General features: G+C 40.5%; 14 protein-coding genes. 7 read left to right on the forward strand and 7 right to left on the reverse strand.

The features are described from left to right. Positions 1-58 precede the first annotated feature (58 nt). The 6 genes from aroA (at position 59) to BK009_RS04440 (ending at position 6,253) form a co-directional block, all read left to right on the forward strand. Positions 59-1,435, forward strand: a complete 1,377-nt coding sequence (gene aroA, locus BK009_RS04415; protein WP_100909138.1) for a 3-phosphoshikimate 1-carboxyvinyltransferase — start codon at positions 59-61, stop codon at positions 1,433-1,435. A gap of 182 nt (positions 1,436-1,617) precedes the next feature. Next, positions 1,618-2,079: a GTP-binding protein gene (locus tag BK009_RS04420; RefSeq protein ID WP_100909139.1), complete on the forward strand. Its 462-nt coding sequence runs from the start codon at positions 1,618-1,620 to the stop codon at positions 2,077-2,079. 404 nt (positions 2,080-2,483) lie between these two features. Then, positions 2,484-3,113: an endonuclease III domain-containing protein gene (locus tag BK009_RS04425; protein WP_100909140.1), complete on the forward strand. Its 630-nt coding sequence runs from the start codon at positions 2,484-2,486 to the stop codon at positions 3,111-3,113. Positions 3,114-3,768: 655 nt separating this feature from the next. Beyond that, entirely contained in the window at positions 3,769-4,263 is a 495-nt protein-coding gene (locus tag BK009_RS04430; RefSeq protein ID WP_100907894.1) for a hypothetical protein, read from the forward strand. 306 nt (positions 4,264-4,569) lie between these two features. Further along, positions 4,570-5,412, forward strand: a complete 843-nt coding sequence (locus BK009_RS04435) for a helix-turn-helix transcriptional regulator (RefSeq protein ID WP_100907895.1) — start codon at positions 4,570-4,572, stop codon at positions 5,410-5,412. Further along, positions 5,342-6,253 (forward strand): UbiA family prenyltransferase, encoded by a 912-nt coding sequence (locus BK009_RS04440; RefSeq protein WP_100907896.1) that lies wholly within the window; start codon positions 5,342-5,344, stop codon positions 6,251-6,253. Before BK009_RS04435 ends, BK009_RS04440 begins: the two co-directional genes overlap by 71 nt. A 96-nt stretch (positions 6,254-6,349) precedes the next feature. Here the strand turns inward: BK009_RS04440 and BK009_RS04445 are convergent, their stop codons facing one another. The 7 genes from BK009_RS04445 to rbr form a co-directional block, all read right to left on the reverse strand. Then, on the reverse strand, positions 6,350-7,342 hold the full coding sequence (locus BK009_RS04445; RefSeq protein ID WP_100909141.1) for a sensor histidine kinase: 993 nt from the start codon (positions 7,340-7,342) through the stop codon (positions 6,350-6,352). 135 nt (positions 7,343-7,477) lie between these two features. Continuing rightward, positions 7,478-7,840 carry a response regulator gene (locus BK009_RS04450; RefSeq protein ID WP_100909142.1) on the reverse strand — a complete coding sequence of 121 codons (363 nt, stop codon included), beginning with the start codon at positions 7,838-7,840 and terminating at the stop codon, positions 7,478-7,480. A gap of 32 nt (positions 7,841-7,872) precedes the next feature. After that, the gene (locus BK009_RS04455) at positions 7,873-9,318 is read right to left on the reverse strand and encodes an ATPase domain-containing protein (RefSeq protein ID WP_100907899.1); all 1,446 of its coding nucleotides are present in this window, start codon (positions 9,316-9,318) and stop codon (positions 7,873-7,875) included. 554 nt (positions 9,319-9,872) lie between these two features. Next, on the reverse strand, positions 9,873-12,050 hold the full coding sequence (locus BK009_RS04465; protein WP_100909143.1) for a DHH family phosphoesterase: 2,178 nt from the start codon (positions 12,048-12,050) through the stop codon (positions 9,873-9,875). Positions 12,051-12,382: 332 nt separating this feature from the next. Then, positions 12,383-12,880 (reverse strand): hypothetical protein, encoded by a 498-nt coding sequence (locus BK009_RS04470; RefSeq protein WP_100906114.1) that lies wholly within the window; start codon positions 12,878-12,880, stop codon positions 12,383-12,385. 267 nt (positions 12,881-13,147) lie between these two features. After that, positions 13,148-13,525 carry a desulfoferrodoxin gene (locus BK009_RS04475; RefSeq protein WP_100909144.1) on the reverse strand — a complete coding sequence of 126 codons (378 nt, stop codon included), beginning with the start codon at positions 13,523-13,525 and terminating at the stop codon, positions 13,148-13,150. A 215-nt stretch (positions 13,526-13,740) separates the two neighbouring features. Continuing rightward, positions 13,741-14,325, reverse strand: coding sequence for a rubrerythrin (gene rbr / locus BK009_RS04480; RefSeq protein ID WP_100909145.1), 585 nt, complete (start codon positions 14,323-14,325; stop codon positions 13,741-13,743). A 482-nt stretch (positions 14,326-14,807) separates the two neighbouring features. Here rbr and BK009_RS04485 point away from each other — a divergent pair, with 482 nt between their 5' ends. Then, positions 14,808-17,168 carry a sensor histidine kinase gene (locus BK009_RS04485; RefSeq protein WP_100909146.1) on the forward strand — a complete coding sequence of 787 codons (2,361 nt, stop codon included), beginning with the start codon at positions 14,808-14,810 and terminating at the stop codon, positions 17,166-17,168. Positions 17,169-17,427: the final 259 nt, after the last annotated feature.

The raw sequence follows: 17,427 nt of genomic DNA on the forward strand, positions 1-17,427 counted from the left end.
CCCATTACAAATAAATCACAACGAAAAGTTGATTGATGATGTTTAATTGGTGATTAATGTGGAATTAAAGGTAGAACAGGCCAGTGAAATAAAAGGAGTGGTTAAGGCACCTCCATCAAAAAGTTACACCCACCGGGCTCTTATGGTGGCCTGCTTGGCAGAGGGTGAGTCCCGCCTGCAGGATCCCCTCTATTCAGCCGACACCATGGCCACTCTCGAGGCCTGCCAGGCCCTGGGGTGTGAAGTTGAAGTAGGGGATGACCATTGCATTGTCCAGGGCACTGGTGGAGATCTTGAAACTCCCGGGGATGTTTTGGACCTTAAAAACAGTGGAACCACCCTCCGTTTTCTTACGACCATGACCGGTCTAACCCCAGGTTGCACCGTGCTCACTGGTGATGATTCCCTGCGGGGAAGACCCATGCAGGACCTGTTAGATTCCCTCAGTATGCTTGGAGTTAAGGCCTACTCCACCCGTAATAATGGCCTGCCACCAATGGTTATAACCAGTGGTTTTCCTGGGGGTAGAAGTGAGATTAAGGGAGATGTTAGTTCACAGTACATCTCTTCCATCCTGCTTTCAGCTCCCTACGCCCAGAATCCGGTTGATCTTCAGGTGATTGGAGATTTCAAAAGCAGACCATACGTGGAGATGACCCTGGACATAATGGATAAATTCGGGGTGTACTGCCAGCAGAGACCTGGAAATCAGTTCCATCTAGAAAAACAAACATACCAAGCCAGGGATTACACCATAGAAGGAGATTATTCTTCAGCATCCTACTTATTAGGTGCTGCTGCCCTTTTAGAGGGAGAGATAACTGTTCAAAACCTTTTCAAAGGCTCTAAACAGGGTGATAAGATAATAGTGGATATCCTGGAAAATATGGGTGCTAATCTTATTGTAAAGGAAGATCAGGTTACAGTGAAGGGAACTCTGGAACCGGATAAAAGTATTAAATCCCGGAATGATAAGTCATCTAGATCTGGAATTGATGATTCTACAAAATCCAGTAATGTTACCGGTGATCTTCTGTTCACAAGCAACCTCCAGGGAATAGAGGTGAACCTGGAAAATTCACCTGATCTTTTACCTACAGTTGCTGCCCTGGCAGCAGTGTCCCAGGGAACCAGCCATATAATGGGAGTTGAACACGCCCGTTACAAAGAGACGGATCGGGTGCATACCATGGCCCTGGAACTGAGTAAACTAGGTGTTCAGTTAAAAGAAGAACCAGACGGCCTCATTATCAGGGGAGGAGCTCATGGTGGTGAAGTGGAAAGTCACAGTGATCATCGTCTGGTTATGGCCCTAACCCTGGTGGGACTCCTCACTGGAGATATGCGTATCAAAAATGCAGCTTCACACCAAGTGTCTTTTCCCAATTTCCCCCAGGTGATGATGGGTTTGGGATGCCCTGTGGAAATCATTTAGAACCAGTCAATGTTTTCCATTTAAAAAAATAGAAAAAAGTAAGGTATACTGGAATAGTTTAATAAAAGATATTTATTAAATAAGATAATAACTTAATACTTGTAAGGGATAGGTAATATGCACTGAGGTTAATAGAAGATTTGAATATTTATGTAACATTGGAATATTAGCAGGCGGTTAAAATGAAACTTAGCAATGAAACCAAAATTGTGGTTCTAGGAGCTTATAACTCAGGGAAAACCACAACCTTAGAACAGATATGTTATAACAGGGCCAAAGTTGAGTACAATGGAACCACCACAGCCCTGGATTACGGTAGCACCATGATCAATGGGGAAAAGGTGCACTTTTTCGGAACCCCCGGTCAGGAACGCTTCCGCTTCATGCGCAGGATACTCTCAGAGGGCCTGGATGGAGCTATACTGGTGGTGGATAACAGTAAGGGAATCACCTCTACTGATCAGGAAATTCTAGGACGTTTAAAAGAATTCAAGGTCCCCTATGTTGTTTTCTCTAATAAACAGGATCTGAACTCCAACAACCTGGAAATAGATTCTGATGCCCCTGTAATTCCAACCATAGCCCAGGATGGAGAGGGGATCCTGGATGGGGTGGAAACACTTCTGGAAATAATTAAATCATAAATAAGAAGATAAATCACATCATACCTAAGATTTATCAATTATATATATTTTTACCTCTCCTTATCTATCTTTTTAACCTGATTAATTCTAAGATTTATCAACCACACTTAATAAGGAAACATTTTTACCACTTATGATTCTATTTAGTCAATTATTAAAGAGGGATTATTTACATGGAATAATCAAACTTTATGAGTGAAATTATTCAACTTCAATGTAAAAGTAATTCAACTTGGTGTGTGAAGTCTTTATTAGTAAATTTCTCAGCCCAGTTTTTCTAATTTGCAATGATTTTCTAATTTGCAAATGAAAGTTTGGGAAAAATGTTTGAATCAATTTAGGATAGCAAATTTAGGATAGCAAATTGCATATAAATTATTAAAAACTTTAAAAGGATAAAGAAAATGGATCTTAGAGAACGTATTGACCTGATTATGGAAAGTCTGCAGCAGCAGTACGATCTAAGGGTATTTGAAGATAGAGACCCATACCGGGTGCTTATAAGGACCATTTTGTCCCAGAGAACACGGGACGATAACACTGACCGGGCCTCAGCACAACTTTTCTCAAAATATCATACCATGACTGAGATTGCCCAGGCAGACCCGGCTGAACTGGAGCCCCTCATCCGTCCGGCTGGTTTTTACCATGTTAAGGCCAAGAGGATAGTTGAAGTATCCCGCAAACTTCTGGATGAATTTAAGGGCCAGGTGCCGGAGGATATGAAGGGCCTCCTGGAACTACCGGGAGTGGGAAGAAAAACCGCCAACTGTGTGCTGGTTTACGGTTTCCAGAAACCTGCCATTCCAGTGGATGTGCATGTCCACAGGATAAGTAACCGACTGGGACTGGTTGACACCAAAAACCCGGAAGAAACTGAATTGGAACTTGAAAAAATAGTTCCCAGGGAGTACTGGATAGAACTTAACGATCTCATGGTGCAGTTCGGACAGAATATCTGCCGCCCCCAGTCACCAAGACACCAGGAATGCCCCCTAAATGAAATCTGCGATTACTACCAGAACCTCGAGTAAAAACCTTTAACAGAATATTCCCTCAAAAACCAGCACAGAGAATAAAAACTTTAAAAAGAGAACAAACACTGTAAAAGGACAATGATCAATTGTAACAAAATAATGCACACCGCAATATTTTAATGTAAAATATCAAAGTTACACTGGGATAGGTAATAACCCAACCACCAAATAGAATGTAATTATATGAAAATTTAACTCACACTTTACCTATGAATGTAATAATCCAACTTCAAGCCAGAGATTTTAAACGAATATTTTAAACCCAAAATATTCACTATTAACAATATTAAAGTGATTATATTATTTTTTAAAGATATAACTGAAGTTGAATTAAAAATAGAGTATTTCAATAATAGTTAGGTCTTTTAGATATCATAGATACCCATCATTTAAGATATAACAAATTATAACATACTTCCAGTTAATAAACCTCTCCTATAACTTTAATTATACTATGTCCCCACATAATATAATTATATTTGGCCTTCTTTGGGAGATTATCCTGTTTTGTGAGTGTTGCTTACATTTACGGCCATTTAGTCCACTGAAGTTTTTATGTTACTTTCAAAAGAAAACTTATTTACATAATACTTGAAAATAGTTTAGTACATGGTAAAATTAATAATAAAATTTTATTTGTGGAAGTGAACCTATGGAAACCAAATATTTAGTGGGAGTTTTAGTATTGATTGTGGCTATTAGTGGCGCCACTGCCTGTAGTTTTTTGTTACCATCAAGTAATCCCTTGCAGAATAATGCTGCCACATCGGTAAGTAGCCCTGTGGCTGGAAATGACTCTGGAACACAGGAACAAACACAAAAACCGGCCAATAACCAGAAAACTGTGCAGGCTCAGAAAGTCACCTGCACCAAGTGCGGTGGAAGTGGTGTGCTCAAATGCACCAGTTGCGGTGGAAGTGGCAAGCTTAAAGGATCATGCGTCACCTGTGGTGGGGATGGGAAAGTTTACATAGATGGGAAAGGTGTTTCTAACCCCAATGTAATACATGTTGTTGCGGTTCTAGCATGTCATGAAGAAACCTGTTCTGCCTGTGGAGGAACCGGTGGAATTAAAACCACATGCACCAAGTGTGGTGGGGATGGGAAAATAAGCTGTCCTGCCTGTGGTGGGGATGGATATACATAATTGGATTGGATAAAAACTTTATTTAAATAATCCTTTGTTTTTAACTAGTTCCTAATTCCTTTTTTTTAGTCTAAAAAAATGACTCCATTTAATAGAATGATTATAATCAATTCCTGATTATAGAAAATACATCCTGCAATAATAATACAATATTTGCCCATAGTACTAATTTTAACTGTTCTAATTAGTATACTAAGAACAATGGTTATTAAGTAATTACTACTAAAAATAGTTAGGGAAGTAAATGTTATATTAAGAATCAAATGTAAATTAGTTAAAACTCGAAAACCGTTATTACCAAGATTCGTGGGGGCGATTTATATTACTGTTAACTATCTTGATGTTTATACTGAAACAAAGGACCTATTAAAATACACTTCCAGTTCTGCAGTTAGAGTTAAAATCCTTATCTGCCTCAGTGAAGGCCATGGAACCATGAGCGCACTGAAAAAAGAAACAGGAATCACCAGTTCCACCATATCCCATAACCTCAGTGATCTGGAAAAAAGGAAGATAAGCACCAAGAAAGGTGAAAAATATTCTTTAACACCCCTTGGTAAAATAATCACCATTAATCTTATTGAATATATAAAAACCAATGCTGCAGTGAGTAAATTCCAGAGATTGTGGATGGGTCATGATCTAAGCTGTATACCCCTCCACTTAATAAAGAGGATCGGAGATCTTCACAACTCAGTACTGGTTGAATCAGAATCAGGGGAAATTTACAAACCCCATGAAACATATCAAAAGATAATATCAGGATCCAAATATATTAAAGGGGTTTCACCTATTTTCCGTTTCGATTACATTGGTTTATACCAGAAATTGGTGGTTGAACACGATATAGATGTAGAACTCATACTGACCCAGGAGATAGTTAACCAGACCATGGAGGGTATTGATGGAGATAATTTGAAGTACCTTCAGGATTTCATGTCCAGGGATAAAGTCAAATTTTGGGTTATTCCAGATGATGTGAATATTGCGTTTACCGTCACTGATAAATATTTATCATTGGGCTTATTCCATGAAAATGGAGAATACGATAATACCAAAGATCTGATAAGTGATGATCATGACGCTGTTACCTGGGGTAACCAGCTATTTTACCACTATAGAAACCAGGCTGAGAAACTCGAACTATAAATTTTGGCGAAGTTTACTGGTTATATTAACTTCCAGTTCCATTTTCATTGCCATTAATGGTTGTTTAAAAACATTTTTCTCTTTTTATTTATATGGGGTCCCTGTTTCCTACCAACTTATAATGGCCACTTTCCTGGTTATATACTCAGTTTACGGTCTAAACAAGATTACAGATACTGAAGAAGACCAGTTGAATGCACCGGAAAGATCAAATCTCATCTCCAGTCACCAGAAACTATTCACCTACAGTTCATTTATTGCCTACATCCTGGCGGTGATTATTGGAATCCTGCATGGATGGCAGGTGATTTTGGTGCTCCTCTTCCCATTACTGGCTGGGGTGATATACAGTATACAGGTCCATCCCCGTATCCCCCGGTTAAAGGATATATTTGCAGTGAAGAGTCTCGTAGTGGCCCTGAGCTGGACTGTTGGTAACACCTTCCTGCCCCTGGTGAATTATAACAGTAATCTACTGGTTATGAGTTTGATATTTTATTTTTTCTTCATAAAAAGCTTCATTAACACCGTTCTTTTTGATCTAATGGATGTAGATGGGGATAAGCTCACCGGGGCCATGACCATACCAGTGGTTATAGGGGCATCCTGCACCATAAAATTACTACTCCTACTGAACACAACACTATTATTTTTCATTTACCTTGTTATGGCCTTTGATTTGTTTTCGGTATTAATCATCCCCTTGATATTCTGTGTAATCTATGGTTACGCCTATATTCTATATTTTTCAGGCACCAAAAACAGGTTACAAATGGATATCCTGGTGGATGGTGAATGGATACTGGTAGTATTCATTAGTTTACTGAGCATGGGAATTTAAGTAATGACATTTAGGTAAGAAATGAGTTTAGGTAATAAGTGAGAGTCCTAATTAAAAAGTAGAAGTTTGCTTCTTTAAAAAATGGGTTATTGGAATTTATTCCTTAAATTTTATCCGGAAGGTGGTTCCCTGCTTGCTTATCAGTTCCAGTTCTCCCTGGATCTGGGAGGTGAGACTGCTCACCAGTAACATTCCCAGACTGTCACTTTTTACCACATCAAAATCATCTGGTATTCCAATTCCATCATCAATGACCTCCAGCACGTATTCATCACCTTCAAGGTGGAAGTTTATCTTTATTGTTCCCTCCTGATCATCAGGAAATGCATATTTAAGGCTGTTAGTCACCAGTTCATTGATTATTAGTCCCAGGGGCACTGCACTATCCACATCCATCTTAACATCCGAAACATCCATCTGGAGCTGGACCCGCCCCCTGCTGGTACGGTAGGTATCAAAAATATCCCGGGTAAGTGATCGAAGGTAATCCGGAAAATCAATGTTCTTAACATCCCCTGATCTGTACAGTCGCTCGTGGATAAGTGCCATGGATTTAGCCCTACTCTGACTTTCTCTGAATATCTCCCGGGTTTCTTCATCCTTAATGTACCTGGACTGTAGACTCAGGAGACTGGAAATGATCATCAGATTGTTTTTAACCCGGTGGTGAATTTCCTTCATCAGCATCTCCTTATCCTGCAGGAGCTGGTTAACCTGCACCGAAAGTCGGCGGGTCTGTAGAAGAACCCTTACCCTGGATTGCAGTACCATTTTTGTAATGGGGACCGTGATAACTTCATCAAAACTACTCCAAACATCATTTTTAACCTTTAAAAGATCATTAGGAGAAGTAACCAGGAGATAGGGGAGGAAAAGAGGTTTATCTTTCTCTTTCCTGGTTTTAACCTGGTCTTTGATAGGGGCCCATGAAGGTAAGTCCATGATAACCATACTCAGACTATCAGGAGAATCCTCTGAAATGTCTGATTCATCATATATTATATTGTAATCCTTACCAAGAAGCTGTCCAACCATTTCACTGTTTTTATGGTTAACCATGGATATTAAGATGGTTTCTGATGATTCCATAGTAATCCCTCATTATAATAAAAGCAATTTTCCCAATAAAACCTATACTTGTACTTTAGAAATATCAAATTCACCACCCAATTAAACCCCACCCCGCAACAGTGATAAACCCTGGTTGTTAAACCCATATATCTCCTATTCCTCAATGAAACTTTTTATCAGGAGTAAGAGTTCTTTAACCACCAGTGGCTTTACCAGTACCCCATGAGCTCCATGTATTTTACTCTGTTTCTCCACAGCCTGCTGGTGCTGGGGGCTTAGTACAAGAAATGGGATTTCCAATACTCTGAGACGTTCACAGGAGTCCCAGATACTCCGGTTGAATCCGGATATGTCCATCAGTACCAGGTTTATGGTTCCCTGATTTTCAACCTCTTTGTCCAGTTCTTCAGGACTTAAAACCCCTATAACTTGGTATCCTTCTTCCCCTAAAATTTTAATTAAAATGTCCAGGTTCCGCTGATTGCGATTTAAAGCCAGTATTACTGTTTTAGACATTTAAATCATACCCCCAAGGTAACCTAGCATTCCTAGTTTTTGATGTTTTCCGGGGTGCCGCTTAGTATTCCACGAATATCCTTGAGTGGAGGTCCCACCCGGATACCGTACTGGGTGATGCGTACTTCCCGGAGGCTTTTCTCAAAGTCGCTTAAACGTTTTTTAAGCACACCAATAGATTTGCGTAGTTCTCCGCTGGTTTCAAAATATCTGAGGAACATTATATTATCAGCCAGGTAGCTGATACCAATTTCAGTTACTTTTATTTCTCCACTGATGTTTTCCACTTCGTTTATGAGTATAACCGTGACACCAGAGCGGGTGAGGTACTTGGCCATGGCATGGAGATTACTCACTGGATCCTTCCCACGGAGGGAGAGAGTGTAACCGGAGGTGCTGTCGATCATCACGATCTTGGAGTCATTCCCATCAACTTCCTTACGCACCAGCTGGGCGAATTCCTCAGGAGAGTAACGTAAGGGTTCCACTGGAACCACCGCGAGCATACCCGTCTTTATCATGCTTTTGATTGGTATGTTAATGGATTCACACCGGTTGATCAGGTTTTCCTTACTTTCTTCAAAGGTGTAAACCACGGAACGTTCCCCCCGGCCGGCAGCTTCCTTCATGAACTGTATTCCCACTGTGGTTTTACCCACCCCACTGGGTCCGCTGATTATAGTGGTGGTACCCCGTTCAATACCACCATGAAGTAGTTCATCTATCTCAGGAACACCAGAAGATATGGTTTCCTGGATGAATTCCCTTTCAGTAACCACTGGTCGCAATCGAGGATAAATTTTAACACCCTGACGAGTGATGCGCATGGAATGAAAACCAAACCTGAACCCAGAACCTCTGAATTTACTCACCGCTAAACTACGGCCATCCTTGAAGAAATCCAGGTTTATGATACCATCACACATGAACTGGAGATCGTCATCAGGGTCATGGTCACTGAATTCAGAGGTGAATAGGACTGTGGCTCCATTATCTGTTAAAAAGCGGAGGAATGAAAGGGCCTGTTTTCGGAACTGGAATTCATCGGTGGATAAATACCGGAACTGGGTGATAGGGTCCAGGAAAACACGGACTGGTTTCAGGGATTGTACTTTTTCAGTTATTTGAGAGGTGGTTGTTTCCCTTTCAACTTCTGCTGGGGAAAATATGTCATAAGCCTCCTGTTTGGCGAAGAAATCTTCATCAGGACTAAGATCCAGGAAGTTAATACCTTCAGTTTCAAAGCCCATATTCCTGGCATTGCTTATTACCTGGGCGGTAGGCTCCCCCATATTGATGAACAGGACTTTTTCATTATTTTTAACACCCTCGGTTAAAAAGTGCATCCCCAGGGCTGTTTTTCCAGTTCCTGGTAACCCCCTTAATAGGTATGAGCGTCGGGGTACGAATCCCCCCATTAATATTTCGTCAAAACCAGGAATTCCACTTGATAATCTTTCCATTTTCTTGCTGGACATTAAATGTTCACCCCTGAATATTCCATTTTTTCGTAACTATATACTGGTTTCATTTTCATTACACTTCTATTTTCCTTTTTAAAACACTTAATCAGCATTAACCCAAGTTCCAATGTTAAAACTCCCCAAATTGAGAAATGAGGTATTTTTTCCAGAATATTGATATGGTCCTGGAATATTGTTTCCATTGAAGAATAACCCTTCACATATCCATAAACTTTAAAAGTTATTTTGTGAGGATTATCACAAATTACAGAGGGAAAAAAGAATCCCCATTGAAAAAGAGTTAATTAGGATATAAATCCAATTATAAGGGTTCAAATATTCACAAAAAACTGAATATTACTTGAAGAATTATAATAAAAAAACCATTTCTGAGATATTCATTTAAATCAGGATAATAAATCAGGAATATGGGGAAAATATGGGAAATCGGGAATATGGGGAAAATAGGGAATCATATATGGGGAAAATTAGAAAAAATCAAAATATAATGAGGGAACAGATGTACGAGGGAAAATAATGGAGAGAAGGTAGAAAATCGAAAAAAATTATTATGATGCTTTTAAGCCAGCAACCTTAGCCGCAAAGCTCTCAAGCACCTTCTTGGATAGTCCTTCCACATATTTCAGACTACCGGCACATTCATGGCCACCACCATCAATTCCAGCCTCAGGGATTTCACCCAATAATTCCTGGATTATGGTGTTAAGGTTGAACCCGAATATCTCGTTAACAGCATCGGTGGCTCTGATAACTCCAAAGTCCGGCCCGTAGGCTAGTGTGATGATTGGTGTTTCCTCCCCATGCTTTTGTACCATACTGTCATGGACGAAACCACAGGTCTTACCCGGGGCAGGGTAGGTGAATTTATGGGCGAATTTCTCCACATCCAGGACATTGAAGATGATACCATTGGGGAAACTCTGGGTTTTCAGGTTGGGTAAGGCAGCTGCCAGTTGCCACTGCACCCTTCTCTGGGACTCAGTGTATAATGCATCCACCAGTTTAGTGTGTTTTTCACGATTACCCAGACCAAGTATAGTATCCATGATTCCCCTGCCGTTCATAAAGCGCAGGAAGAAAGCTTCGAAGTCAATGGCAGTGGCGATCCTATCCAAATCTTCAAGATCATAGCCTTTTTCCCCGGCAAGATCGATGTACCACTGTGCTTCGGGTGATCGGGCATGGTCTCCCACTGCAGCAATACCCGGCAGGTGTAAGAGTCTGTCCTTCACCTCCGGGTTGATCATCTGGGCAAGTTCCACTGCCAGTGCACCGGCAGTGACCTGACTGTCCCCTCCTTCTAGATATGGGTTCACATGAACATCCACGTAGTCATCCACTGCCACCCGGCCATCAGTGACCTCTCCAGGGTAGTGGTGGTCCACCACCACAACTTCTATATCGTAAATTTTAACCTTCAATAAGGCTAAGATGTCTTCTTCTGTGGATCCGTTATCTAAGAGTACTAGGAGGGGTAGTTTCTGTCCGTGTCGTTCCTGGTCTTCCAGGGCAAAACTTAAATCCTTCACCACATCCTCTATTTCATAGAAGGGTGCTTTACTGGGAGACCGGCGGAAGTAATGCCATTCAGCATCGTTGGATGGGTTGATCTCCTGTAGTAGTGGTATCACTGCCTTTTCCACAGCCACACCTGCACAGATCCCATCGGCGTCAGCGTGGTGGCGTACCAGGAGGCTCCTACCATCTAAAACAGCCCTACGTATGGATTTAGCGGCTTTGACCAGTCTGGGCTGGAGTTTCTGGAGTATGGGTGCGTCCTGTATGAGTTCCTGGTTTTCAGGTACAGCACGTTCATCCAGTGCTTCATCGATACGTTTTCTTGCTTCAGTGGCTTCTGATCCGTGCAGGCGTTCGATGTTCTCGGATTCTATCTGGATTTTGCCCCCGTGGAGTGATACTTCTCCCAGGACTTCCACCATGTTATCAACGTTGATGTTGGGGTAGACTCGTACTCCAGGTTCGTCAAAGGCTGCGGCCCAGGTGATCCCGGTTTCATCAGAGATGGTGAATATGGTGGGGCCACTGGTTTGCTGGATCTGCACCACTTCACCCACTATGCATACATTTCTTCCCTTAATTTTAGGGGTGAGTTCTTCGATTCGGGTGCGGGGAATCTCTTTTTTGACCTTCACCAGGTCGTAGGATCCCTTGATAGCGGCAGGTGCCAGGTCCACCTCTCCCCGACGGGGTTTGATCTCGATGATTTGGACAAATAACTCATCACCCACACTGTAGGGTGGGTTTCTGAGCCTTAAGAGTCCGTAAAGTTTCTTGGAGAGGCTTACGAACACACCATAGTCTTCCACTCTGGTGATTTTCCCTTTGTAGTGTTCTCCCACTTCCAGGTCACTCATTTCCGAAGCAGGGTGTAATATGTATACCTGTGTTTTGTTCTGGCAGTCATCACAGTAGTCTCCCTTTTCTAGGGGTTTACCGCAATTGATGCACAGGTTTATTTCTCCTTCTCCCTGGCATTCTGGGCATTCTTCGGTGACTTCCACTTCCCCTTTACCACTGCATACACTACAAGGTACTTCCTGTTCTTCGTCAAGCTGGAAGCGTTCCCTGGCCCCTCCAGATAAGCCCTTGAGATGGCCTTTTATATCTACTTCACCGGATACTCCGGTTCCATGGCAGGTTTCGCATATTTTGTAGCTTACTACCTTCCTTCCTTTTCCTTTACATTGTGAGCATGTCTTCTTCATTGAATTAACCTCATAAAAATAGATTTATGGTATAAACGGGTTTACGTTAATTTAGAACTTTCTTTTTGATTGGTATTGTTAAATACTGGATTGTATTTAATTTGATGGGGTATTCTTAAATAATATGGATTATATTCTAATAATAATTTATTCTTAAATTGTTTATGGTGAATTTAGAAATAATAATCTGATGTTTATTCCTTGCAAATAAATATTCTCTTTATTCCTTTGTAACTAGTTGTTATGTTTATTCCCTGTAATAATGGTTCGGGTGTGTCCGGATATAATAATTGTGGTTCCAGTTGTGCTATGTTTTTTACTCTAAATATGATTTAGAACTTGAATTTAGTGGGATTCTGCTGTACTATTTCCTCTCTCTGTTTCTGGTATTTCAGTGATTGTTGCATGAACTGGTTGGCACTGTCCACGTGGGTGTTGCCGGTTCTGGTGTCATTCCGGGCAAATAATGGTATGGCCACTTTCAGTTGGTTGGTGGCGTTGATCTTGGCATCCAGTTCATAGAGGGTGATTTGAAAGTAGGTGATGTAAACCTGGTCCTGAAGGTTTTTAGAGTATATCAATGCCTCCTGGGAGGTTGTTCTTGCCTGGTTGAATTCAGATGATGCGTTTTCTGCCTGTGATTGGGCAGCAGTGTACTGGTATTTGTTGGTGCTGGTGGCAGCCTGGTTGAAATAGTTGTCCCCTGCTTTAATATGACCATTGATGCTGTCGGTTAACTGATCTATCTGAGCTATCTGGTTGCCTAAACATCCAGATAAAGAAACAGTTATAATCATCACGAAGAATATGATGGGGATTATTTTACGCATAACACACCTGCACACTTTGAATTTCTTTTTAAACCTTGAAAATATTTGGAAACCATAGTATTCATCTATAAATCTAATATGTATGGGTTATTACTAGAAATATTTACCTGTAAAGATTGAAATAATCTCATTAAAATATAATTTGAATAGTACTATTTCCTTAATATTAGTTTTGAATTGGAACTATTTAAGTGATATATTTTTATGAAGGAATATTTCTTCGGGAATACCATTGAAAAAAAGTTAAAAAAAAATGGAATATTCATTTTATGATTTCCATAATCCGTGTATGTTACAGTAGCATCTTGCCTGTAGCCCTTCATCAGATTCTACCGGGAATTCTGCTTCTGGCTGGTCACCGGGGTTTAAAAACTGTATGAAAACATGTTTACCAGTGGTTAACTCCACCAGTTCAATGTGGTGGTTTTCTTCCATGGGATGGGCTGCTTCTCCCACTTTTACCCTGACTCCCTCTGTTGTTTTCTCAATTACTGGCCGGTGCTTCAGGGACCCATCCTTATCCTGCCTTTCTTTTAAAAGTTCCATTGGCACTTCGCAGCAAACCAGGTTCCCCTGGCCCTCACAGAGAATATTCACAATATTCCCACAAACATCACACCGATAAACTTGTCCTTTTTCAGTCATTTGCACCCTCTAAATAATTTTTTTTAATGGTAATTATATAGTAATTTTTGAAAAGTCTGGTCTTTTATTTTGAAAACTTTTGTTTAATGGTTGGTATAAGAAATCTTTTTACTGGATTTGATAATTCAGTAATGATTTGATATTCAGTAAATGAAAAATATTCCCTAAAAAAAATGATGGGTGGGGAGTTCCCCTTACGGAACTACCTGGCTATCTTAAAATTTTTCGCAGCGAATGTAGAAGTATTTGGTAGGGTGGTCACAGGCTGGGCATTTTTCCGGTGGCTGTTTTCCAGTGACTGAGTATCCGCACTTTACACAGGCCCAGGTGACTTCTTCATCCTTGTTAAACATGGTGCCGGCTTCCACCTGCTCCAATAGCTGGGTGTATTTTTCCTCGTGGTGGACCTCTGCTTTACCAATGGCATTTAAACGCTGAGCTACATCATCCAGTCCTTCTTCTCTAGCCACTTTAGCAAATTCCGGGTACATTTCACTATTTTCATAGTGTTCTCCGGCTATGGCTGCTTTCAGGTTTTCAGTAGTGTCCCCTATGGTTAGGGGAGCTTCTGCTTCCACGTGGATCTCATCATTTCCAAGGTTAGCATCTCCTTTAAGGTCCTGAATCATTCTGAACAACCATTTGGCATGTTGCTGTTCGTTTTCAGCAGTTTCCAGGAAAATATCCTGTATCTGAGGGTAACCATCCTTTTTAGCCTGTTTAGCATAGAAAGTGTACCTGTTTCTAGCCTGACTTTCACCAATAAACGCCTTTGTAAGGTTTTCTAAAGTTTTCTGCATATTAACACCAATATAATATTGTAATTCAAAGTTTATAAATTTTTATTATCTAAACTGGAGGGCAGTTTAAGTCTTAAATACTTATTTTAATGGTTTAAATGGATTATTATCCTTAAATATTCCATTAAAATCCTCCAGCATTCTATCCGAAAATATATTACCGGAGTAAGTATTTATTTCCACTTTTCAATGGAAATATTCTACTCAGCGTCGCTGTGCACCATACCACCTAGTTTATTCACTCTACCCTCCTACAAAAAACAACCTAACCACTTATTATCTACCAGTAACATAATAATTGATAGATAATATTACTGAATACTAACACATACCATTCCCTTATTTTGGGAAGTGTAAAGCTCATCTAAAGTCCTTAGATTAATATTTATCTCATTTAATATCTGCATTTAAGGAATAGATGTTTTTAAAAATATTTAGGATAATAAATCTTTATCTAGGTATAGTTGGAGGAACTATTTCCCATGTCAAACCCGATAAGGGGCGAATTCGAACCCTTAAAACCTGACCAGGTGCCCCTGGAAGATGATAAAGAACAACATTCCATTTATCTCAATCGTCTTTCTCATTTTAAAATTTATTCCAGGAGTTGTGCCCTGCTGGTGATAATTTTAGGGATCATATCTGCCATGGGGTGGTTTTTAAACATACCAGTGCTCAGGGGAGAATTCATGGGCTTCCCCGGGACCAAATTCAACAGTACATTAATCTTCATCATGGCCGGAGTCTGCCTGTATCTTTTAAACCGTAGGTTTACTTCCAATTTACTCTCCGTAACCCGGATCCTGGCCGCCCTGGTCACTATTCTAGGTGCTTTAACCCTGCTGGAATATGCTACTGGTGTTAATATCGGTATGAACCAGTTATTTTCAAGTATTCTGCCTGGTTCGGCTGGTGTGTTGGGTAAAAGTAGATCCTTGGGTGCTCTTAACTTCGTCTTAGTGGGTATTGCCCTGTTGATGGCCAGTTACAAATATAAACCCCACTTAATGCAGTTTCTGACTTTTATAGTTGGTTTTTTAGGATTACTGGGATTATCTTCCTATTTCTATGGAGTGAGTTCCAGTTTCCTTCTGGATTTAATGGTGCAGATGGCTTTTCTCTCATCATTGATTCATATCTTTCTTTCAGTGGGCATCCTCTGCCTTTACCCTGACCAAAGTTACATGGGACGGATAACTGCCCAGAACAGTGGGGGGTACATGGCACGGCGTCTTCTACCTGCGGCTCTGGTGGCAGTGTTCATCCTGGATCTGCTGATAACCCGTGGTCACCAGCTTAAAATGTACAGTGAACATTTCGGGAATGTTTTCGGAATTATGGTCACCCTGGCCTTTTTAACCGCAACAATTATTTGGACTGCCAATATTCTTAATGGGATGGATCGGGAGCGGCAGAAATCCAATCTTAAACGTCTTGAACTTAAAGAATTCTACGAGAATCTAGTTGAAGGTATAAATGAAGGCATATGGGTTACTGACCGTGATGATCATCTTTACTTCATGAACCGGGGTATGGAAGAGATTGCAGGGGGTAAAACCAGGAATCTGGATGGTTTGAATGTGCTGGAGCTTCCTGATGAATATGTAGATGGTTTGAAGGATTATTATCGGAAGGCCAAAAAAACCATGCAACCGGTTTATTATGATTCACTATGTGTCAGAAACCCAGAGGGTAAAAGATCATACCAGAGTGGCTGGATCATTCCCCGCTTAAATAATGGTCATTTTAACGGTGCCATATGTACCGTGATTGATCAGACTGAACGTAAAAAGGCTGAAGATGCACTATTAAAATCTGAAACTTTTTACCGGGCTATTTTTGAGAATACCGGTACTGCCACCATTATCGTGGGTGTGGACACCATTATCTCCATGGCCAATAAACGTTGCGAGGCCCTCAGTGGTTACCCTGTGGAGGAAATTGAAAATAAATTGAGTTTTATGGATTTTGTGCATCCTGAAGATCAACAACGAATTTTAGAGTATCATAAGATGCGTAGAAGCGGTGATGTTAATATTCCAGATGAATATGAATTCCGACTATTGGATAAAGATGGTGAAGAACGGCAGATCATGCTATATGCGTCCATTATACCAAGCACCACCGATAGTGTGGTTTCCCTGCTGGATATAACCCAACGTAAAACTGCGGAGAATGAGGTTAAAAGATCCCTGAATGAGAAAGAACTCTTACTAAGGGAGATCCACCACCGCGTGAAAAACAACATGCAGATAATCAGCAGTCTCCTGAATTTACAGCGCAGTTACATCCATGATGAAGAAGCAGCCAACATTCTCCAGGAGAGCCAGGGAAGGGTGAAGAGCATGGCACTGATCCATGAGAAACTGTACCAGACCTCGGATCTGGCCAGGATAAATGTGGAAGAATACATTCAGAGTTTAACCATGAACCTGTTCCACAGTTACACTGTAAATCCAGGTATAAAGCTCAGCATGGATGTTAGTGATCTGTACTTCAATATTGACACTGCCGTTCCCCTGGGACTTATAATCAATGAACTAGTATCTAACAGTTTAAAGTACGCCTTTAAGGATCGGGATGAAGGTGAAATCCGAATATCCCTCCTGGAAACAGCTGAACCAGGCAAGTATCTTTTATTGATTAGGGATGATGGTACTGGTTTCCCTCATGAACTGGACTTCGCTGAATCCCACAGCCTGGGACTGCAGCTGGTTAACACCCTGGTTAATCAACTTGATGGGGAGATTGAAATGATTACCAATGGTGGGACCACCTTCAACATAATAATCCATGAACAGAAGTACAAAGAGCGGGTTAAACCTTCCTCTGATGATAACTAACCCGTTAAATTAAAAACCCCTTTTTTAGACTTAAAAATTAACTTTTAATATTAATTAATCCTAAATTTTTTGAAATGATCTATTCATGAAATCATTTAGCCCTTCTTGTTGGTAAAATCAAATAGAATTACGTTTTTCTAGAATTTATTATAATATCTCGTTATGGTGTATTGATATAACAAAGAATTTTGAGATTAAAGTATATATTTTAAAATAAAGGGAAATCTGATAAAGAAATGAAAGCTGATTAGTGATAAAA

Origin of the sequence: Methanobacterium subterraneum, from assembly GCF_002813695.1 — an archaeon.
In the GTDB taxonomy this organism is placed as follows: domain Archaea; phylum Methanobacteriota; class Methanobacteria; order Methanobacteriales; family Methanobacteriaceae; genus Methanobacterium; species Methanobacterium subterraneum.

Bases quoted from the DNA above. Each gene is read 5' to 3' on its own strand.
- BK009_RS04420 (WP_100909139.1), top strand. From the start codon at position 1,618: ATGAAACTTAGCAATGAAACCAAAATTGTGGTTCTAGGAGCTTATAAC.
- BK009_RS04425 (WP_100909140.1), top strand. From the start codon at position 2,484: ATGGATCTTAGAGAACGTATTGACCTGATTATGGAAAGTCTGCAGCAG.
- BK009_RS04430 (WP_100907894.1), top strand. From the start codon at position 3,769: ATGGAAACCAAATATTTAGTGGGAGTTTTAGTATTGATTGTGGCTATT.
- BK009_RS04440 (WP_100907896.1), top strand. From the start codon at position 5,342: ATGACGCTGTTACCTGGGGTAACCAGCTATTTTACCACTATAGAAACC.
- BK009_RS04445 (WP_100909141.1), bottom strand. From the start codon at position 7,342: ATGGAATCATCAGAAACCATCTTAATATCCATGGTTAACCATAAAAAC.
- BK009_RS04450 (WP_100909142.1), bottom strand. From the start codon at position 7,840: ATGTCTAAAACAGTAATACTGGCTTTAAATCGCAATCAGCGGAACCTG.
- BK009_RS04455 (WP_100907899.1), bottom strand. From the start codon at position 9,318: ATGTCCAGCAAGAAAATGGAAAGATTATCAAGTGGAATTCCTGGTTTT.
- BK009_RS04465 (WP_100909143.1), bottom strand. From the start codon at position 12,050: ATGAAGAAGACATGCTCACAATGTAAAGGAAAAGGAAGGAAGGTAGTA.
- BK009_RS04470 (WP_100906114.1), bottom strand. From the start codon at position 12,880: ATGCGTAAAATAATCCCCATCATATTCTTCGTGATGATTATAACTGTT.
- BK009_RS04475 (WP_100909144.1), bottom strand. From the start codon at position 13,525: ATGACTGAAAAAGGACAAGTTTATCGGTGTGATGTTTGTGGGAATATT.
- rbr (WP_100909145.1), bottom strand. From the start codon at position 14,325: ATGCAGAAAACTTTAGAAAACCTTACAAAGGCGTTTATTGGTGAAAGT.
- BK009_RS04485 (WP_100909146.1), top strand. From the start codon at position 14,808: ATGTCAAACCCGATAAGGGGCGAATTCGAACCCTTAAAACCTGACCAG.